Source organism: Microcoleus sp. B3-D7 (assembly GCF_036705305.1).
Lineage (GTDB): Bacteria > Cyanobacteriota > Cyanobacteriia > Cyanobacteriales > Microcoleaceae > Microcoleus.
On sequence record NZ_JAUBUE010000010.1, the window covers coordinates 94,776 to 115,043 of the forward strand.

Here is a 20,268-nt window from a genome sequence, read left to right on the forward strand (position 1 = left end):
TTTGAGCCTGCTCTATGGCTAAAGTAAGGAAACATCAAAATTCCCTCGATTTAGACTAGATGATTTCGATGCAGAATGCGAGTGTCTATGCTAGCGAAGATTATCACCGGATTGCTCGGGCGATCGCCTTTATGCGACAACACCACCTAAACCAGCCCAATCTGGCAACTGTGGCCAAACACATAGGACTTAGTGAATATCATTTTCAACGCCTATTTACTCAATGGGCCGGCATTAGCCCCAAGCGGTTTTTGCAATATCTGACAGTTGAATATGCAAAGTCAAAAATCACTCAGACTAAAAGCCTTCTCGACCTAACATTGGACGTGAGACTATCGAGTCCCGGACGATTGCACGATTTATTTGTGAACTTAGAAGCAATGTCACCAGGGGAGTTCAAAGCAGGCGGAGCAGGTTTGCAAATTCGCTATGGCATTCATGATACCCCGTTTGGCACATCTCTAATTGCTACAACTACCCGCGGTATTTGTAATCTTTATTTCTTGGATACAACAGACGAACAAACCGCCGCACAAAGATTGCGATTGGCATGGAAAAACGCTGAAATCATTCGTGATGAGCAAGCCACTCAATCATTGCGCGACCTGATTTTCAATTCAGAAACTTTCAGCGAGCAAAAACCACTAACGCTCTTGGTAAAAGGCACTAACTTTCAGATTCAAGTTTGGCGAGCACTTTTGAAATTGCCATTTGGTGCGATCGCCACCTATCAGACGATAGCTCAAATGGTAGCACGCCCAACTGCTGCTAGAGCTGTAGGAAATGCGATCGGTAACAATCCGATCGGCTATCTAATTCCATGTCACCGAGTCATTCGAGAATCTGGAGAACTTGGTGGCTATGGCTGGGGAGTAGAGCGTAAAACAGTCATGTTAGGTTGGGAAGCTAGCCGTACAATCTGCGATCACTCCCGATAGCATTACTATTTTTGCTACTTGCCTTCGCAATCGATCGCAGATAAATTTCAGGGTGCAAGGTCGATCGATATACACTAGAAAGATTGTGTATCTATCGCCAGTTTTTCAATGACGCTGCCTACCGGATCTCGTTCTCCTGCTTTGTTCCAAACGCTTTCGCTGGTAGCTGACCCGATCGCATTTTTCGATCGCTACTCTGCCAAATACGGCGATACATTTACCGCCCGCGTGTTGGGGCCCGCTTCGCCCCCCGTGGTGTTTCTGGGCCGTCCAGAAGCGATTCAGGCGGTGTTTACGACGTTAGCCGATGCCTTTGAGTTTGGCAAAGTGACCAACGTATTTCGGCCGCTGGTGGGAAATGAATCCCTCATTATGAATGAAGGGCCGCGACATCTGCGACAGCGACAGCTATTAATGCCCGCCCTGCATCGGGAACAGTTGCACAGTCAAGGGCATTTGATTGTTGATTTGACGAAAAAGCAGACGATCGACTGGAAAGCCGCAGATGCGATCGCAGTCCGCGAAGAAATGTCAGAAATTTCGCTGCAAGTAATCTTGCAAGTCGTGTTTGGATTAGTGCCGGGAGAGCGCTACGAACGCCTGAAACAATTGCTCAGCAACCTTTTAGAGGCGATTACCTCTGAACTGTACTCCATGCAATTTTTCTTTGAACCGTTGCAGCAAAATTTAGGGCCTTGGAGCCCGTGGGGGCAGTTTTTGCAGCAGATGGCGCAGATTGACTCGCTGATTTATGCGGAAATTGCCGAGAGGCGATCGCATTCTCTCGATTCGTCTCGCACGGATATTCTGTCGGTGTTGATGATGGCCCGCGACGACAGCGGCGAATCCATCGGCGATCGAGAATTGCGCGATCAGTTGATGACGCTGTTGTTGTTGGGACATGAAACGACTGGATCGGCGTTGACTTGGGCGTTTTACTGGCTGCATCAGTTTCCCGAATGTCTCGCTAGATTGCGGCAGGAATTGGATGAACTCGGCGAAAATCCCGATCCGATCGCGCTTTCGCAGTCGCCCTACTTAACAGCAGTCTGCAAGGAAGCGCTGCGGGTTTATCCAATTGCCTTAATTTCGCAGCCGCGCAAGGTGAAACGGACGATCGAACTCGAAGGCTATACATATCAACCGGGAACGATTTTAATCCCCTGTGTCTATTTGGCGCACCGTCGCCCTGAAACCTACGAAAATCCCGCTCAATTCAATCCCGATCGCTTTTTAGATCGCAAGTTTTCCGCCTCTGAATTTTTACCGTTTGGAGGGGGGAGTCGAAGCTGCATCGGAATGGCGTTATCGATGTTTGAAATGAAACTTGTTTTAGCAACGGTGCTGTCTTCCCGTGAGTTTGTATCGAATCTCGATCGGCCCATTCGTCCGGCCCGCCGGGGAATCACCTTTGTGCCGCCCGATCGGTTTCGATTAACGGTTGTGGGCGATCGGCGTTAGATTCAGTGAAACGCCGTGTCAAGCAAGATATGTTATTCGATGAAAATCCCAGCAACTTTGTCTCCATTCATCGTCATGTGTGCCACAAATTCATCTCCACCATCTTCAAAACTCAGCTTCCACAAATAAATCGGAGAATTACCTTGTTTTATCTCACCAAAATAAGTAATTGAATATCCCTTTTGCAGGCGTGAAGCGAGCTGCTCGCTAACATCGTCAAACATTTGTTGTGTAATGTTCGCTTTGTAGCCTGCATCGCCCACTGTGGTAAAAAGCTCGTAATTTTTCGATGCAGTGGCATCCAAGATAACCTGCAAACAATCGATGACGTTTTGAGAGGGGGCGGTCGAGTTCATAATAATGTCCTTGTTGTAGGGTTCTATCAGAATGTGTAACGAGTGGCGCTGTTAATAGCTCCTACGGCTGCCTAATATGCAATCCGGTAGCATCGCAATTATGAACCGCCCGGTGCGGACCCGCACGCCTGGTTGTGTGGGAGGGAAGGGCTAAATACCCTTCTCAACCCGATTATGCAGCCCTACTTGAGACTCCGATTGTAGAAATCAGGAACTTTGTCAACGTAAATTATCTCTTGAATCGTAACACTCAACTTGGTCGGCTGCAACGGCGTGTTATACACCGATCGCTCTGTATTGTTTATCTTTGTTGGCGATCGATGTACAGCATATTCTATGTATATATGGTACACACAATATTCTAGCAAGTAAGGTGCGTCGCCATCTATAATCTGCAAGTTCTATTTAATATTGAAGACCGACGCACCCTACAAATAGACACCACATAATATAGCTGCTAATGTACTTCATAAACCTGGGATATGCTCTAAAATATGGCAACGTTAATTTGATATTCTGTCAGGCTAAATTTATGACGAATCCATTTTGGTTAATACTCAGCTAATTTTGTGTCAGAGTATCTGTGCTAATAATTTCTTTTCAATAGAATGTTCGTTTAATAAGCAGCATCTCAGTCAGAAAGTTTGTCCAAAAATAGCACTTCAGAAGGAATCCAATCCTTTGCATACTTATCAGCCATAGCCAGCCACATAGAAATTCTTTCTTCGATGGGCACGATTCTTCCCCAATATTCCTCAAACAGAGAGTCTTCAAGAGTTGCAGCAGCAATTCGCATTTCACTTTCTATATCAGCAAGTGCTCTCTGAAGATAATTTCCGCCCCTAGATCCGTCTGTTCTTAGTGCAACGCTACCAGCCGTAAATAGGTCACGAGCCTGCGGACAGAGAACCCCTCTATAAGTGAGCATATAACTTACAGCATCGGAGTATTTATCTTTAGCACGCGAAGGCTTAACTATTTGGGGGCATAGTATAGCTGCCTCAGCACGAAGTTGACGCTTCTCATTCTGATCGAGGTTCATATAGATCCTGACTTGGAGAGGTAAAGAGTGTTCTTGTTCTTCTTCCTCCTCAAGCCACCACAGTCGTTCCCCTGGCTTAAGACGTTTTCTTGCGTAAGCCCTTACATAGGTCATTTTTTGTTCGTCTGAAGCTTTAGAGAATGATTCATAGGTAGTACCCATTTGCTCAAATAGGCTCTCTTCCGCAGTCATTTCAACCTCGAACCTTGGAACATGGGAGGTTCTGACATGGATAACACAGTCATCGTACTTCCCCCATCTAACTTCCGCCTCCCCTCCCATTTTTCCGAAAATCAAATAAATATGCTCAACAGATAGATCGCGCATACCTTCAAATATACTGTTCGCGATGCTTCTCCATGTATCATTCGTTGTGAATTTAACCTCTATGCCAAACTCGCCCAGCGATATATCAGGGAAGACATGAGGATGAGGTTCATAGTTAATGGTTAACCCCATCGACGCAAGCACATTTCTAACTGCGTCCTCAAATTGTTTTGAAGATGTGAACTTGCCGCTTATTCTGATTGTTTGATTTAGTCGCTCTACAACTTCTGATACAATAGCTTCAAATTCATCAATATTCATTTACTTCTTTAGTTATTTAGTGCAGCAATCACAGCTTTGCCAATATGCCAAGATAATACGGGTGGAACAGCATTACCGATCTGTCGCTCTGTTTCTCGAAGCTTAGACTGAAAAATAAACTTGTCAGGAAAAGACTGGATGCGTGCCGCCTCCCGCATGGAAATTCTCCTAGGCTGATTATAGTGAAAGTGTATATTCCCGTGACATTCTGCCCGTATTGTGTAGCCCGGTCTGTCGGCTTTCAAGCATCTGCTCCCTTGCTCGGGGCTTCGGTTTGCTTTGCTCCAAATATGGTTAATTGATTCATCTTCTGGCATTTGCTCTAGATCGGCGATCGCTTGTTCAGATGTAATATGCTCGGCTTTTGAAAGAATTGGGCTTGGAGGTTCAAAATTAACTCCTGGCTGTGTGCCCACAATGAAAACTCGATCTCTAGTTTGGGGAACTCCAAAGTCTGCTGCATGATATAGTCTGTAATCTACCTCATAGCCAATGCTTGAAAAATCTGATATCACTTTTTCTAAGGATGCTTTGTTATTTTGCATCAGCAGTCCTTTCACATTTTCGGCTACAAATATTTTTGGTTTGAGCCTTTTTACTGCCTCGACCATTGCTTTATAAAGTCCACTTCTACTACCATCAATACCAGCCCGTTTACCATTGACGGATATGTCTTGACAAGGAAAGCCACCAACAACTACATCGGCATACTTTGGCATAGTATCCATCAAATCCCAAATGTCACCGCAAACTATTTCTTTGCCAAGATTATGCTTGTATGTTCTGCAAGCAAACTCGTTGATATCGTTCGCCCATACAATATCTACAGGGAGTGGTTTGTACCATTTTGCCAGAAATCTAAAGCCACCAGATAGACCTAAATCCATACCGCCACAACCAGAAAAAAGAGAAACAACTGTTGCTGGCTCTGGCTTCATGCAAAACGTTCTTTGCACTTGTTGCGAACCATCCAAAGATAAGACATCATCGAAGCTCGGCTTACTCACTCTTACGTCGCTTAACATACTTTTAGTTATCAGAAGTCCTGATGATTATACCGTTGTTGCGGTCTAATACATTTTTTAAGCATCATCGACCGCCAACCTTTTTTAAACATTATACCTGACTATTTATTGCCTCCGCAACAATAGTGCGGTGTCGGACTGTATTGCAAGTAATTGTCGGCCGTGCAAAACCAGAATCTATTAAAGCTTCCTCAATATCCAACCCAAAATACTGATCCAAATAAGGCTCTGTACTCTTGAGCAAAGTCAAAATATAAGGAGGCATTTTGGCATAAACTTCCGACTGAGGATTCATATCCATAATTGTCAAATGTCCGCCAACACGTAGCAAACGCCTCGCTTCCCGGAATATTTCTCTAGTAGCTTTCTGCGGCAATTCGTGACAAACTAAACAAATAGAAACTAAATCAAAAGCCGCCGCAGGCAAACCAGTAGATTCAGCAGCAGCATGAACCCAAGTCGGAGATTTTTGATTTAAACATTCAGCTTCTCGCTGTTGAGAACGGTATTTAGCAACGGCTAAGAAATAAGGCGACAACTCCACCCCAGTCATCTTCGCTTCCGGGTAAACCTCCCCAAGGGCAAAGGTACTCATTCCCACACTGCATCCCAAATCAACAATATCTTGCGGCGAAGAAGCAATCTGAGATTTGATGACTTCGTGATAGCTGGCGCGAAGTTTAGCATCGCCTTCGGCACCTGCTTCAGGCCAAATTCCCGCGTGAACTGTACGGGCGGCAACTTCAACTTCTGTAGCAGCTTCCCAGCTCATATTACCTTGTTCGTAAGCGTGAAATGAAGTTAGATAATATTTCGGGTAAACAAGATCGGGATTTTGGACGCTGAGCAATTCTGCCTCCCAATTTCGAGCTAAAAGTGCTTGGGATTCTTGTCGCCAATGCACTCCGATTTTTTCGGCTCTTTTTATCATCATTTCCCGCGCTTGGTGCTTGGCTAGATTAGCCAAAGGCTTGATGGAAAGTACGCCATTTACTAAACGCGAGGCTAATCCCGGAGTTGTGTTAACTGCAACAGTCATATTTTATTTTTTTCTATTTTGCGCCATCTATTTTAACACGTTTGGGCGATTTTGAGTCGGTCACTATAATGAAACTTAACTTGGTGCTGACGAATTAAATGCAAATGTTTTGTGGAAAAGACTTTTTTTTAATGAACCGCAGAGGGCGCAGAGAACGCAGAGGAGCGAGAAGAGAGAAAAGATCAAAGGATTGCAAAACTCGATCGGGTCGTGTAATATTTATTTGCGCTTACCTACTTCGTTCTGGGGAATTCAGCAGGAATCTGGAATCGGATTTTCCGAAGTTGGAGTATTTGGAAGAACACTTTAAATCGGGCTATTCAGGAGTTTGTGATGAGCAAATCTATTGTGGAATTGGTTGACAATTTGCCGTCTGGTGGCGTCACTGTGATGATGCTCAAATCTCTGGATTTTGTGGTTCCGGGGGAGTGGAATAATCTCACGGGTTTTGATAATACTATTGAAGCGGTGACAGGGGAAACAAAGCGCAAATTAGTTGGGAAAATTCGCGATCGCGCGATCGAGCTTTACGCCAACCCCAACGAACCCTATCAAGGCGTGGTCAGGCTTTACCAGTTAGCAGACAGCGCCGACAGTGCGTTAGGTGCAACGGCTATGGCGAATAAAATTGGCGAAAACATCGGGTTTCTTTCCTTTCTCAACCGCCTCACTCCCAAAGCTGACACCACTCAAACGATCGACTTGTGCGTCAAAGTGGCGATCGAGCTAATTGCCTTCTGCAAACTTAACAATATTTCCCTTGACAATGTGGGAAGCTTTGGTAATTATTTATCCCATTACAAAGGCGAATCTGTGATGCGGATGGCTGCTTTAGTGTGTGCTGACGGTTTAATTCCCCTTGGCCCGGACTTTATTAGAGTAGCACAAAATACCATAGGCGGATTGAATCCTTCAACCTTGCAGCAAAACTCAACATTCCAAAATATCAGCAACCTAATTCCGGGCGCAAATAATTCACAAAAGTTCGGATTTGTGACAGCAACTTTCGCCTCAGCGCAAGGTTGGATGAACAATTTAGTACAGTCTCGCGGCTTAACTCCCGCCATAGTTTTAGGCCATCTCAAGCAATACGTTGATGTTACCGATGACAAATTGGATTATGTGGCTGCGTTTTTAGACATGACTACCAATTATTACGAACATACTGGAATTCAGACGGTTGCTCGCCGATTGATCGATCGAGCTTATGCTGAAATAGCCTCTGGCAGATACTAGAAAAGTCGTTCCCAGGCTAGGGAAAACAGCGAGGCAGAGCCTCTGGATATGCGTTCCCAGGCAGAGCCTGGGAACGAGGGAACAAACTTGAGTTAAAATAAGCAAATTATGTTTAGCAAACCTCTTTTAATCGCATTGTGAAAAACAAATCGCTTCCTTCATCCGTAACAGTCAAGCTCGGCAAATTTGTCTGGACATCAATGTGGCAATTAATGATGTCAAAACTAGCGCCGCCCGATCGCACCGGAGCATACATTCGCCCCACCAGCAGTTTCCGCAACTTTGTCAGCACTGCACCAGACAACCCTCACGAGCCCGCTGCAGGACGGTATCGCCTCTTCGTGGGTACGGGATGCCCTTGGGCGCACCGCACTCTGGTGACGAGGGCGCTCAAAGGGCTGGAAGATGCGATCTCGGTGTCGATTGTCTATCCCTCTGAAGGGGGAATGTGGGTGCTGGAGTCAGAGACTTTTGGCTGCAACACGATGCCGGAACTTTACCAGTTGGCTTTACCGGGCTATCAGGGGCGGTGTACAGTGCCGGTGCTTTGGGATGACTCGAAAAAGACGATCGTCAATAACGAGAGTTCGGAAATTATTGTGATGCTAAACTCGGAGTTTAACGAGTTTGCTAGCAATCCTCAAATGGATATTTATCCTCTGGATTTGCGATCGCAAATTGACGAGTGGAATGAGAAGATTTACCAATCGGTGAATAACGGCGTTTATCGCTGCGGTTTCGCCCAATCTCAAGCTGCTTATGACTCGGCTTGCAGTGAATTGTTTGCTGTTTTAGACGAAATCGATCGATCGCTCTTGAGGAGTCGTTACCTTTGTGGCGATCGGGTGACTTTAGCAGACGTGCGGCTTTTTACTACTCTATTCCGTTTTGATGCAGTTTACTACAGCTTGTTCAAATGCAATGTGCGCCGCATTCAAGATTACGAGCATTTGGGAGCTTATCTGCGCGATTTGTACCAGTTACCGGGAGTTGCTGGCACTTGCGATTTGGAGGCTGTGAAGCGCGATTATTACGGCAATTTGTTCCCGCTGAATCCCGGCTGCATTATCCCCGCTGGGCCCGATCCGGCGAGTTTGCTCAAAGCTCACGATCGCGCCGGGCTCAGAAACCGGGTTTCTTAACAAAATCGGGCGTGAAGATGCCAGAATAATCGCAGAAACCCGGTTTCTAGGATGCTTGGGTGATCGCGCAGGGAATCAAAAACCGGGTTTAGCTCGTTCCCAGGCTCTGCCTGGTAACGCATATCCAGAGGCTCTGCCTCGCCTTAACCCTCTAACAAACCCTCCATTCTCTCCTTTACTCAAACCTCACGATCAACAAAATATTGATGTTATTTTGAAGTGAGCTTAATCAATATTCAAATTTAAATCATGTCTGGCGATCGCCCGAGTCATCTCAAAAGGCGATCGTACTTATATACAAAAATCCAAACAAGGAATTGGCAATGTTAGGAAATGAGGGCGATCGGGAAGCACGGCAGCGCATTGAACAGGCGCAGCAAGAGGGAGCAATAACACTCGATCTTAGGGAAATGAAACTGAGGTCACTGCCAGAGTCGATCACATCCCTCACCCAGTTGCAACAGCTTAACCTCTGCGAAAACCAACTGAGGTCACTGCCAGAGTCGATCGCCTCCCTCACCCAGTTGCAACGGCTTTACCTCGACGACAACCAACTGAGGTCACTGCCAGAGTCGATCGCATCCCTCACCAGGTTGCGACAGCTTTACCTCCACAACAACCAACTGAGGTCACTGCCAGAGTCGATCGCATCCCTCACCAGGTTGCAACAGCTTTACCTCCACAACAACCAACTGAGGTCACTGCCAGAGTCGATCACATCCCTCACCCAGTTGCAACACCTTGACCTCCACAACAACCAACTGACGGAACTACCAGAGGCGATCGCATCCCTCACCCAATTGCAACGGGTTGACCTCTCCGAAAACCAACTGACGGAATTGCCAGAGGCGATCGCCTCCCTCACCCAGTTGCAACACCTTTACCTCGACAACAACCAACTGACGGAACTACCAGAGGCGATCGCATCCCTCACTCAGTTGCAACAGCTTGACCTCAAAAACAACCCTCTGAATCCTGACCTCGCTGCTGCCTATGAGCAAGGCACTGAAGCCGTCTTGCAATACCTGTGGGCAAAAGCACAAGCACAAATCACCCTGAATGAAGCCAAACTGATTTTGATCGGTGAAGGTGAGGTGGGCAAGAGTTGTCTGTTGGGCGCATTGCGCGAGGATGAATGGCTAGAAAGTCGTCCCACCACTCACGGCATTGAAATTAAGCCAGTTATTGTCACCCATCCCGACAGTGGCACAGAGATATCACTCAATGGTTGGGATTTTGGCGGTCAACCCGTTTATCGATCGACGCACCAGTTGTTTTTCAGTGCTCCGGCGGTGTATCTGGTAGTGTGGAAGCCGCGGGAAGGCCCCCAGCAAGGTTTTGTCAAAGAGTGGATTACCTTGATTAAGCATCGCGCACCGGATGCCAAGGTGCTAGTAGTCGCCACCCACGGCGGCCCCGGACAGCGACAACCCGACATTGACACACAGGAAATTCACGATCGATTCGGCAGCGATACGGTGCTTGGCTTCTTCCATATAGACAGCAAACCTGACCCTCAGAACTCCTGCACCGGGCTGGCAGAATTAAAACAAAAGATTGCTAGTGTCGCCGCATCTCTTCCCGAAATGGGACGTTCTGTTCCCGCCAAGTGGCAGCGAGTGCGGGAAACCTTGCAGACAAACGACAAAGCCTATCTCCCCTACAATGATGTCCTTGCCATCTGCGCTCAACAGGGAATCGATAAAGAACAAGCAGAACTTTTCCTTCGCATTTCCCATACCTTGGGGCATATCATCCATTACCATTACGATCCAATACTGCGGGATATCGTCATCCTCAAACCCGACTGGCTAGCAAAGGCAATCAGCTTCGTACTCGATGATGAATTGACTCGCCGCCGCAACGGTTTAGTAGATTTTGAGCATCTGGGCGAATTATGGAGTAATCCCCCGTTTCCAGGCGAAAACGGCTACCCAAAAGAACTACATCCCATCTTTCTCAAGCTGATGGAACGCTTCGATTTGTCCTACCAGGTGGTGCTCGACCCAGCTAAACCCAGCAATACCAGCTTGATTGCTCAACTTGTACGCGATACACGCCCGGAATTGCCCAATTGGGGAGAGCAACCGGAAGCGGGAGACAGACAGCAAGTGCAAATCTGCCGGATTGTGGACGATCGAGGACAACTTGCAGTAGCAGAAGGATTGTTTTACCAGTTGATTGTGCGCTTGCACAAATACTCACTGGGGCGCTGCAATTACGAAAAAAGTATCCATTGGCAACGGGGTTTGATGCTTGACAACGACTACAACGGTCGGGCATTGCTGGAATATGTTAACACTGATGTAAAAATTACCGTGCGGGCAGCTTATCCAGAACGGTTTTTGTCTTATCTCACCGAAGAAATTAAATGGCTAGTCGAGAATTTCTGGGAAGGATTGCGATGTAATGTGATGGTTCCCTGCATTGCGCCTTGCGGTAAGAATGCGCCTGGAAACGGGCTATTTGAGGTAGAGAAACTAATTGAGAGCAAAAAGAAGAATCGTCATGAGTATCCCTGTCCCATTTCAGGCTGTGGTGAATGGCAAAACATCGATCGTCTGCTGAATAACGCGCCGACTGCTCACCCCCTATCCCAAGAAATCGGCATTCAGCAGTTCCGAAATATAGTCAAAGACGAGCTAAAAATCATCCGCGAAGATTTAGCGATTGTCGATCGTCGAGGTGAAGAACGCTTTCAGTCACTGTCTCAGGATCAGCGGATCATTCTCAGCAAAGTCGATGAGGAATTTGCGTCGCTGATGCAAATGCTCACCGATGAAGCCAAAGATGGCCCGCGCCTGTTCAGTTTCAAGCCCGTCGATCCCAAGTTTTTCGATCGCCCAAAATGGATAAGTACAAAATTGCAAATTACCCTCTGGTGCGAACACTCTCGTCAACCGCTTCCCGCCTTAAATCCTAACGACAAAAAGAAGGGAGTTTATGAATTGGAAGTGTCGCGCGAGTGGTTTACCGAAGCCGCCCCCTATCTCAAAATCTTGACCGGAACTCTGAGTCTAGTCTTACCTGTCGCAGCCTCAGCAACCAAGCTAATGCTAGATGAGGCAACCTACAAAGGCATTGAAGAGGAACTCGATTTAGGACAAAAAAGCATCGAGTCTACCTTGAAAGGAAGCGATTTAGCGACTAATTTGTCTACGGATAGAGATGCCCCGGATTGGCAACAGGGCGAAGCAGCCATCCGCGCCCAAGGCTCGATTTTGCGAGAATTACACGCCCTGCTAAAAGCAAAAGATCCTGGTTTTGGTGGCTTGGTGCGGGTCCAGAACAAACGCCGCGAATTTCTGTGGGTTCACGAGCAGTTTGTAGAGGAGTATTAATATTTTTATATTGACACCATTATTACGATCGTGTGATAATTTAAACAGGAAATCTCAAGTTCCCATGCTCGGCCTGGAAGGAGAGCAATACCAAATCCAGCATCTAAGCATCTAATCTTCAAGCCTGCCTGGGAATGAGGAAATAATCTCGCTAAAAGTCCTGACTGTTATTTCCCGGCCTAAATCCTGAGCTAGTAAATCGATACCGTCAATAACTTTATTTGGCTCTGCGATACTCAAAACCTCATAGCATTTTTCCCGATAATCGGGACGATCTTGGAAATACTGAATCGCTCGATCGAGCGGTTCCATAACTTGATAAGCTGCTTCCGCTTTCTCGATCGCCTCTTGGGGAATCGGAGTCGCTAACCTTTGCACAGCCAAGTCGATTAAATCTCTAGAATTTACCCGATCGCTCGGCCATCGATCCGCATTTGCCAACAGCTTTTCTGCTATACTATCAATTTGATTCAAGCAAGGAACAGGCGACCAATTTGGATAACTCGGTTCGCCAAACTCAATTCGCCCTTCACAAACCATCTCGAATTTAATAGTAGTTCCGTCAACAATAACAGGAAATCTTATCCCATACTGGTTTGCTTGAATATCGTTCGGGAGAACAATGCGTGAAGCTAAGCTATCCCCAAGGGAATCGCGACTGGCAAAAATCGCATCATAGCCTCCTTCGGCAACTTTTCGGCGCAGAAGACGGTAGCCATCATCCATCGGACACATAAAGTCAATATCCTGGCTCAACCGATATTCTCCGTGTTCCATACTTACCAGCGTTCCGCCGCCAAAATACGCCCGACATTCCTGTAGAAATTCGACATTCAAGTGGCTGAGTACAGTTAATATCTTTTGATGAATTTCGCGTTTAAACATTGCTTGAGAACTTACCCAATTTTCGGGAGTGTTTGGCAGGAAACTGCTTCCCAGTTCCGCTATTAACCAAGATTGATGCTGTTGGCTAATTGCTTGAATAAAAGCCAGTTCCTCGGAGCTAGGTTTTCCCAAAACTCCCCAATACTGCCAGCCGGATTCGTAGCGGCATAGCATTTCCTTGAAAGTCAATTTTTTGACATCAGCAATTTGCCAGCAAATAGCTTGAAGAAATGGGAGTTCTGCGGGAACTTTAAATGCGGTTGCTATTTCTTGATTGTTCATCTGCTTTCGACCAAAGCGAGACCAAGCCTCTGGAAATGCGTTACCAGGCAGAGCCTGGTAACGACGAATTTTCTTTGTTTGTGAAGCATCCGAATTATATTCGGTGGGTTCTATTCCGTAGGTTCCTAACTTCCCGATAAAATCTCTTTGAGTGCTAATTCCAGCGTCGGATATTGATATTGAAAACCACTAGCTAAAGTTTGTTTAGGCAACACTTTCTGCCCTTCCAAAACAAGTTTTGCCCCGTCTCCCAACAGCATTTCTAATGCAAAACCTGGCACAGGCAACCAAGAAGGCCGCTTTAAAACTTCCCCTAAAGTTTGACACAATTCATTCATCCGCACCGGATTCGGTGCTGTCGCATTCAAAACGCCTTGAACTTGCGAATTTTGCAAAGCATACAGAATTAAATCAACCACATCCTCGCGATGAACCCAAGAAAACCACTGTTTCCCAGTACCCAGCGGCCCGCCTGCAAATAGTTTAAAAGGTGGCAGCATTTTTGCCAACGCGCCTCCCATTCCCAAAACTATGCCCAGCCGCAAAATTGCTAGCCGCGTTCCCGCATTTTTTGCAGGTTGGGCGGCTGCTTCCCAGTCTTTGCACACTGCTGCTAAAAAATCGTTTCCCGCAGGGCTAGTTTCCTCAAATTCAGCGGTTTCGCTGGTTCCGTAATAGCCGATCGCCGATGCGCTCACTAACACAGATGGTCTAGGATTAGCATTGACGATCGCCTCCACCAATTTTGCCGTCGTCAGTCTGCGACTGTCCAGAATTGCTTGCTGGCGCGCCTCCGTCCACCTTTCCTCAGCAATCGGAACCCCTGCTAAATTGACAACAGCGTCGCAGCCAGCGATCGACTTTTGCCAATCACCAGACTCCGCCGGAGTGTAGGCGACAACTTCCAAATTCGGATAAGCTGAAGCGGGAAAAACTCGGCCAGCCTTCGCCGCATCCCTGCTCAAAACCACCACTTGATGTCCCGCAGCTTGCAGCTTCTCCACCAGCCGGCTACCTACAAATCCCGTTGCTCCCGCGATCGCTACTTTCATCTTTTACCAATAATGCACAGTTCTAGCAGTTTAGACGATCGTCCAAACTTGTTTTGAATTATACAAAACTAGAGCGTCGGCCCGATCGCCTCCCCACAAGCTTTCTGTATTTTGATTAAACTGATATGGACGCGAGGAACACAAACCATGCCAGCAAAAAAATCAAAGCTTCTAATTGCTGCCTCCACCGTCGCAGCAGGTAGCGCTGCGGTCTACTTTTACTTCCAGGGTTTGAGCCAACAAGTATCCAACCCTCAAGACAGCGCCAAAGTTGTGCCCGACGAAGCAATGATGGCCGCGTTTATCTCCCCCAATCCCCAAGCGTTGTCAAAGTTGCAGCGATTTGGCACGCCAGGAGCTCAAAAGTTGATCGGTCAGGGTTTGAAGGGCTTTCAAGAACAAAGCTTGGCAGGCACTCAAATCGACTTTGACAGGGACTTAAAGCCTTGGTTAGGGGGGGTGATGGTCGCTTTGCTGCCCCCTGATGCTGTGACGAATACAGAGCCTCCAAAACTGCTGGTAGTCGTCAGCGTGAAAAATAAAATTAGCGCTTGGAATTTTGCTAATAAATTAAAATCTCAGCCCGGTGCAACTACTCAAGAAAGCGAGTATAAAGGAGTTAAAATCTTTGAGATTGCAGAGCCAACTGGCAAGCGCTACAGTGTGGCTTTGCTGAACGACCAATTAGTGATGGCTCCTTTGAAAAAGCCTGTGGAATTGGCGATCGATACTTTTAAAGGAGAACCCTCCCTCGCTACGCAGCAGAGCACCACTAAGTTTTTTGCAGAGAGTGCTGGTGTCAAGAATCCGATCGCAACTGTTTATATTGCTGACTATCCTGCTGCAATTGAGCAATTGAAAACTAATTTGCCCGCCGATATCCAGTTGCCTTGGACAGTGTTTTCACAGTTCAAACAAGTCAAGTCGTTGGTTGCGGGAATTGGAGCAGATAGTGAGGGATTGAGGGTAAAAACTATTGCTCAGTTAGACCCTAAATTCGTGCAGCAAAAGCCCCAATTTGCATCGAAATTGTTGCCCAGATTTCCGGATGAAACTATTGCTTTAGTCGGCGGCAAGGGAATCGATAAAATTTGGTCGCAAGCAACCGCTGAGGCAAAAGATAGCCCGGAAGTTGACAGGGGAGTTCAGCAGGTGAGGGATAGTTTTAAGCGGTTGGATCTGGATGCGGATCGAGAGGTTTTTGGTTGGATGAACGGGGAATTTGCGATCGGGGCGATCGGTTCCAATCAAGGGATTTTGTCTCAGTTGGGGATGGGGGCGGCGATGATTTTTGAAACCAGCGATCGCCCTGCTGCAGAAGCAACTCTGAAAAAACTCGATGCGATCGCCAAAAGCAATCCTACAGTCAGTGTCGCCCCCAGACAAGTTCAAGGCAAAGAAGTTACGGAGTGGCAAATACCCCAGCAAGGCACTTTATTCGGGCACGGTTGGCTGAATGAAAATTCTGTGTTTGTAGCTTTCGGTGGGCCTTTAGTTGATGTGATTACTTCGACGCCACCGCAACCGTTAAGCAGTAGTCCGAGTTTTCAGGCGATCGCTACTTCTTTACCGCGGGCCAACCAAGGTTACTTTTACATAGATATGGAAAAAACCATGTCTTGGGCTAACCAATATTTGCTCGCAGTACAGCCAAATTTAGTTTCGCCCCCCGCCGCTGAATTGCTGAATTCTCTCCGAGGAGTTAGCGTAGCCACAGCTTCTACGCAACCGACAACTGCTGAGTTGGAGATGCTTTTTGCCTTCAAATCTAACAATTAGGGAATTTGTAATCGCTAATTTGTAATCGCTAATTCTTCCTTAATTCTTTCTATCCGTTAAATCCCGTACACGGCTTTGTTGCCGGACTTTTTTCTGACTAAAAAAAGATGCTGCCCTCAATGGAGGGCAGCTACTCAAATAAAGCATCTTAAAGTCTCTCAAAACTTCAGAATTAACCTTCAGACATTCCTGATTTATTCGGCAATTGCAAATCATCCGGGTCTACGTAGTGACAAACTGCTTTGTCCATGCAAATCAAGGCCCAGCCGGATTTATCGATGCTCATCAACTTGTAAGAAGCGGGCTGAATAAAGAAACCTTTGTGGTTGCGGGTTGCTGGTTTGATGTTAACGTGGCTGTCATTGCTCATGTTTTTACAACTCCTAGTATTATCGTAGTAAAATCTGAAAACCGCTGAGCGGGTTTGTCAATCGTCTAAGTCTTCAAATACTAGCACTGACTTTCTGAGTTTTCCATAAAGTTATTTATTGATTTATTACGATGTCGTAATAAACCGCAAAGCCACTTTCGTCGATCCCCGCCCACACATCGACTTGTTTGCGCGGTTACGGCTCCAGAAGCCACTGTTTAACGCGGGCGAGACTCTTCCAGTCGGGTTTTCTCTTTAATCCTTCTTCAAAATTTTTTTTAACTTCGTCTAGCAACTCTTCGGAAGCCATCACTAATTGCTGAGCCACTTCTACGTGGGGGCGCACTCCTTTATCTTTGAGATCCAAGATCGCTACTGCTAGGTTGATGCGAGCTTGGGGGTCGTGAGGGTTCAATTTAACGGCTGTTTTCGCTGCCTTTTGAGCCGGTGCAGGTTTATTTTCCAACAGGTAGAGCCACGCGAGGCTAGCCCAGGCATTGCCATTTTTGGGAGCTTTTTCGCACACTTCTTTAAACACGGGGATCAGATTAGCCGGGGCTTCGCCAGCTTGGTAGCGATCGAAACCGTCTTTAAACAATTCTTCAGGGGTCATTCGATTTTAGATTTTAGATTTGGGATGTTGCACGGAAAAGGGCATGGGGCAGTTAACAACTTCCTGCCCCAGGCCCTCTTTTCCGATTTATGTAGAAAAAGAACTGCCACAGCCGCAAGTTTGAGTTGCGTTGGGGTTAGTAAACTGAAAGCCGCCCCCGATCATAGCATCGCTGAAGTCGAGAACCAAACCGTAGAGATAAAGAATGCTCTTGCGATCGCAAACTACCTGAAAACCGTCGTAGTCGAACACTTCATCGTCGGATTTCACGGTGCTGGGATCTGCGAAATCCATCACGTAGGACATTCCAGAGCATCCGCCCTGGCGCACCCCTACCCGCAAGCAGAGGTCTTTACCTTGTTTTTCTCTCAGGGCTAAAACTTGACGGATAGCAGAGTCCGTCATTTGAATTCCCCGCTTTTGTGAAGTGGCTTGAGTCATAATTTCCGAACTCCTGAGACTGTCTAATGCAAAGAGTTTAATCTTATTGCTCCATTGTACAGGCATTCGCCAGAAGGCATTCGGTTAGATGCTGAAGGCAGAATTTTTAGCTTCTAATTTTTAATTCCCGCGAGGCCTCGTTCCCAAGCTTGATGCCCTCTCCCCCTATAGGGTTTATGATTGAGAAGCAGCGGTTGACCGGCTACCGGCACCGCAACAATGCTTCACTCAACGGGCTTACTCTATGGCAGCGCTGAATCGCTCTACTCTTCGTCGGCTACAAAACTTACCTCAAATTCCCAGCGTGTGGGAGGGCGATCGCCGACCCTTATCTAATGCTGACTCACACCTGATGATAGATGACGATGACATTCTAGAAGGTGGTGGCGAGTGCATTCTCTGGGTCGATGGCTCCGAGGGAGTCGTGAGGGCTATGGACATGGTAGGCCCAGATGCCGGCCCAGAGGCGATCGTCCGGGCCCTGCTACGGGCAATGGAACATCCCCAAAGCCCGGCTCCTGCAGGTCGGCCCCAAAAAATAGTAGTCAAAAACCGAGAAATTCAATTTTATCTGCGGGGCGTACTTCAAGATTTAAGCATTTCCATTGACTACGTGCCGGAATTGCCCTTAATTGACGAAATATTTCGCGGCATGGAAGAGGTCGCGATCAACAGACCTCCTGAGTTGCCCCCTCAGTATGCTGAAGTTTTAATGGAAAAAGCTGCTCAAATTTGGCAAGATGCTCCGTGGCGGACTTTGAGCGAACACCAAATTATATCTATTGAAATCAATCAGTGGGATGTCGCCAGCCTCTACGTTTCCGTATTGGGGCAAGGCAGGATGGATTACGGAGTTTTACTGTACCGTTCTCTAGAATCCTTGAAACGGTTTCGAGAACGAGTCGTCAATAATGATGAATCTTTTGAAGATTTAGAACAGGCTTTTTTAGGGCAAGACTGTTTGTTTCTCACCTTTGAAAGTGCAGCAGATATTGATGAGGACGACGAGGACGAAATTGATTTAGCCGATTTGCCTCCATCGGAAATTGAACCAAATTTCGGCAACCTACATCCTTTAGAAGGATTGCGATCGATTCTTTACGAAGAAGAAGCCCTCACGATGTTAGTTGCTCTCGAAGCATTTCATCGCTTTTTCCGCAACGGTCGCCGGAAATTGGGAGCAGACACTTTTCCCAGTCTTAGCAGTCGCTACCGCATCCCGGTTCCGCAGCCTGACGGAGAAATTCAACAGGTATCCGTTAAAGTTTCGACGATGCCCGAGGTGTCAGACGAATTATTACAGATGCTCGGTGATGACGATGATGATGATGACGATGATGATGAATTTGAAAAGCCACTGCTGCGGGACGATTTGGTGCCGCAAAATTCATTTTTGAGTCTCGGCGCCGTACCTTGGGAAACGGTAGAGTTCCTGCGCGAAAGTGTGCAGTTTCACCAAGGTGCAGAAATTGATATTAATACCGCCGGAGATGGTTTGCCGGTGGTGATGATCCAAACTTCTCATCCGAAGGCAAAAACTATGATTCAGGATTTGAAAGAAGCTGGAGGGGTGAAGGCAATTGGTTTTAATCCGGGCGAAAATCCTTTTCAGGATGAGCAATACGACTTGGGTATTTTGCAAACTAAAAATGGGGATCTGTATTTGTTTGGAGAGTTTAATGAAGACGATCCGGTGCATCAGGAAGCTCGCAAGAAGTGGGATCGCCGCTGTAAATTAACCAACGGTTGGTGCGGTTTGATTATTGCTAAAGGGTTGATGGGTGCTTCTCGCGGTCAGCCTCAGTTTAAGGATATGGTTGCTTTGCTGGAGGTGCGCTGGGTGTCTGCTAAAGACTTGGGAATTGGACCACTTCAGTTGATGCCGATGTTTTAAAGTTAGTTGACTGTTGACTGTTGACTGTTGGCTGTTGTGAGAAAGAAGAAGTAAAAGTAATTTGTAAGGTGCGCCGCAGCGCACCGTAGTTTTTAAATTATTAAGGAGAATGATTATGTCAAATTCTACTCAAAAGCGAGAAGTTTTAGTCGCCCTTGATGCTGAATTAGCTGATAAAATAGACCAGCTTACTGATAATTGGACGGAGGCGATCGAACAAGCTCTCCGTCTCTGGTACGCTAAGCAAATCGAAGATAAGTTGCGGAAATTTTATCAAAACCGCAGCCAAGAAGATATTGAGGATGAAAAAGAATGGTTTAATTTGGTAGAGGAACAGATAGAAGAAACATGGAGCAGCGATGGACTCTAACTCAACAGCAAAAACTTATCCTCGCCAAGGTGAGATTTACCTTTCAAGAGCTTTGCGTCAGTTAGGAGATACCAAAAAAAGACCTGTAGTTGTGGTTTCTCCCGATATCCGCAACGAGTTTACGGATTCTGTCATTGTTGTTCCTTTCACCAGTAACCTTGCAGGAGTAGAAAATCCTACTCGCGTCTTGATTCCTGCGGGTGAGGGAGGATTGCAAGCTGATTCTCTAGCTGTATGTGAAAACGTTTCTGCTTTGCGACAGACATTTCTAGAACAAGGCCCTTACGGTCAAATTAGTGCTGTGTCTTTGGCAAGAATTCAGAGGGCTATACAAGTGTCGATCGGCATTTATGAACTTTGAATGTTTCGGAAATTCTAAAATTTGTTACAATCTGTAAAAATACTGGAAAGGAT

The 20,268-nt window shown here is 46.6% G+C and carries 19 protein-coding genes; 9 read left to right on the forward strand and 10 right to left on the reverse strand.

Going from position 1 to position 20,268, the window contains the following annotated elements:
- The first annotated feature begins 68 nt into the window (after positions 1–68).
- Both QUB25_RS10220 and QUB25_RS10225 read left to right on the forward strand, forming a co-directional pair.
- Complete coding sequence (locus QUB25_RS10220) at positions 69–938, forward strand: methylated-DNA--[protein]-cysteine S-methyltransferase (RefSeq protein WP_333183131.1); 870 nt, start codon at positions 69–71, stop codon at positions 936–938.
- Between the two features lie 108 nt (positions 939–1,046).
- A complete protein-coding gene (locus QUB25_RS10225; RefSeq protein WP_333183133.1) occupies positions 1,047–2,399 on the forward strand; it encodes a cytochrome P450 in 1,353 nt (450 codons plus the stop codon).
- Between the two features lie 32 nt (positions 2,400–2,431).
- Here the strand turns inward: QUB25_RS10225 and QUB25_RS10230 are convergent, their stop codons facing one another.
- From QUB25_RS10230 to QUB25_RS10250, 5 genes are all read right to left on the reverse strand, one after another.
- Positions 2,432–2,755, reverse strand: coding sequence for a hypothetical protein (locus tag QUB25_RS10230; protein WP_333183135.1), 324 nt, complete (start codon positions 2,753–2,755; stop codon positions 2,432–2,434).
- Between the two features lie 182 nt (positions 2,756–2,937).
- On the reverse strand, positions 2,938–3,153 hold the full coding sequence (locus QUB25_RS10235; protein WP_333183136.1) for a hypothetical protein: 216 nt from the start codon (positions 3,151–3,153) through the stop codon (positions 2,938–2,940).
- Between the two features lie 233 nt (positions 3,154–3,386).
- Positions 3,387–4,385, reverse strand: coding sequence for a hypothetical protein (locus tag QUB25_RS10240; RefSeq protein WP_333183138.1), 999 nt, complete (start codon positions 4,383–4,385; stop codon positions 3,387–3,389).
- A gap of 8 nt (positions 4,386–4,393) precedes the next feature.
- Positions 4,394–5,410, reverse strand: a complete 1,017-nt coding sequence (locus QUB25_RS10245; RefSeq protein WP_333183140.1) for a DNA cytosine methyltransferase — start codon at positions 5,408–5,410, stop codon at positions 4,394–4,396.
- A gap of 91 nt (positions 5,411–5,501) precedes the next feature.
- Positions 5,502–6,449, reverse strand: a complete 948-nt coding sequence (locus tag QUB25_RS10250; RefSeq protein ID WP_333183141.1) for a class I SAM-dependent methyltransferase — start codon at positions 6,447–6,449, stop codon at positions 5,502–5,504.
- 333 nt (positions 6,450–6,782) lie between these two features.
- Between QUB25_RS10250 and QUB25_RS10255 the strand changes: the two genes are divergently transcribed.
- The 3 genes from QUB25_RS10255 (at position 6,783) to QUB25_RS10265 (ending at position 12,168) form a co-directional block, all read left to right on the forward strand.
- Positions 6,783–7,685: a hypothetical protein gene (locus QUB25_RS10255; protein ID WP_333183143.1), complete on the forward strand. Its 903-nt coding sequence runs from the start codon at positions 6,783–6,785 to the stop codon at positions 7,683–7,685.
- 200 nt (positions 7,686–7,885) lie between these two features.
- Positions 7,886–8,827, forward strand: coding sequence for a glutathione S-transferase C-terminal domain-containing protein (locus QUB25_RS10260; RefSeq protein WP_333183231.1), 942 nt, complete (start codon positions 7,886–7,888; stop codon positions 8,825–8,827).
- Between the two features lie 323 nt (positions 8,828–9,150).
- Positions 9,151–12,168 (forward strand): leucine-rich repeat domain-containing protein, encoded by a 3,018-nt coding sequence (locus QUB25_RS10265; RefSeq protein WP_333183144.1) that lies wholly within the window; start codon positions 9,151–9,153, stop codon positions 12,166–12,168.
- Between the two features lie 111 nt (positions 12,169–12,279).
- Here QUB25_RS10265 and QUB25_RS10270 read toward each other — a convergent pair whose 3' ends face one another.
- Both QUB25_RS10270 and thyD read right to left on the reverse strand, forming a co-directional pair.
- Positions 12,280–13,335, reverse strand: coding sequence for a nucleotidyl transferase AbiEii/AbiGii toxin family protein (locus QUB25_RS10270; RefSeq protein ID WP_333183145.1), 1,056 nt, complete (start codon positions 13,333–13,335; stop codon positions 12,280–12,282).
- 125 nt (positions 13,336–13,460) lie between these two features.
- Positions 13,461–14,387 (reverse strand): thylakoid membrane protein ThyD, encoded by a 927-nt coding sequence (thyD, locus tag QUB25_RS10275; protein WP_333183147.1) that lies wholly within the window; start codon positions 14,385–14,387, stop codon positions 13,461–13,463.
- A gap of 147 nt (positions 14,388–14,534) precedes the next feature.
- Here thyD and QUB25_RS10280 point away from each other — a divergent pair, with 147 nt between their 5' ends.
- Positions 14,535–16,166, forward strand: coding sequence for a DUF3352 domain-containing protein (locus tag QUB25_RS10280; RefSeq protein WP_333183149.1), 1,632 nt, complete (start codon positions 14,535–14,537; stop codon positions 16,164–16,166).
- Between the two features lie 172 nt (positions 16,167–16,338).
- Here QUB25_RS10280 and QUB25_RS10285 read toward each other — a convergent pair whose 3' ends face one another.
- The 3 genes from QUB25_RS10285 to QUB25_RS10295 all read right to left on the reverse strand — a co-directional run bounded on the left by QUB25_RS10285 (position 16,339) and on the right by QUB25_RS10295 (position 17,590).
- Positions 16,339–16,536 carry a hypothetical protein gene (locus QUB25_RS10285; RefSeq protein ID WP_172187588.1) on the reverse strand — a complete coding sequence of 66 codons (198 nt, stop codon included), beginning with the start codon at positions 16,534–16,536 and terminating at the stop codon, positions 16,339–16,341.
- A 196-nt stretch (positions 16,537–16,732) separates the two neighbouring features.
- Positions 16,733–17,149, reverse strand: a complete 417-nt coding sequence (locus tag QUB25_RS10290; RefSeq protein WP_006632681.1) for a tetratricopeptide repeat protein — start codon at positions 17,147–17,149, stop codon at positions 16,733–16,735.
- 87 nt (positions 17,150–17,236) lie between these two features.
- Positions 17,237–17,590 (reverse strand): iron-sulfur cluster assembly accessory protein, encoded by a 354-nt coding sequence (locus QUB25_RS10295; protein WP_333075296.1) that lies wholly within the window; start codon positions 17,588–17,590, stop codon positions 17,237–17,239.
- A gap of 244 nt (positions 17,591–17,834) precedes the next feature.
- Here QUB25_RS10295 and QUB25_RS10300 point away from each other — a divergent pair, with 244 nt between their 5' ends.
- The 3 genes from QUB25_RS10300 to QUB25_RS10310 all read left to right on the forward strand — a co-directional run bounded on the left by QUB25_RS10300 (position 17,835) and on the right by QUB25_RS10310 (position 20,215).
- Positions 17,835–19,484: a DUF6930 domain-containing protein gene (locus tag QUB25_RS10300; RefSeq protein WP_333183150.1), complete on the forward strand. Its 1,650-nt coding sequence runs from the start codon at positions 17,835–17,837 to the stop codon at positions 19,482–19,484.
- A gap of 115 nt (positions 19,485–19,599) precedes the next feature.
- Entirely contained in the window at positions 19,600–19,854 is a 255-nt protein-coding gene (locus QUB25_RS10305; RefSeq protein WP_333183151.1) for a hypothetical protein, read from the forward strand.
- Positions 19,844–20,215, forward strand: a complete 372-nt coding sequence (locus QUB25_RS10310; RefSeq protein ID WP_333183153.1) for a type II toxin-antitoxin system PemK/MazF family toxin — start codon at positions 19,844–19,846, stop codon at positions 20,213–20,215. The genes QUB25_RS10305 and QUB25_RS10310 overlap by 11 nt, the downstream gene beginning before the upstream one ends.
- The last annotated feature ends 53 nt before the right edge of the window (positions 20,216–20,268 follow it).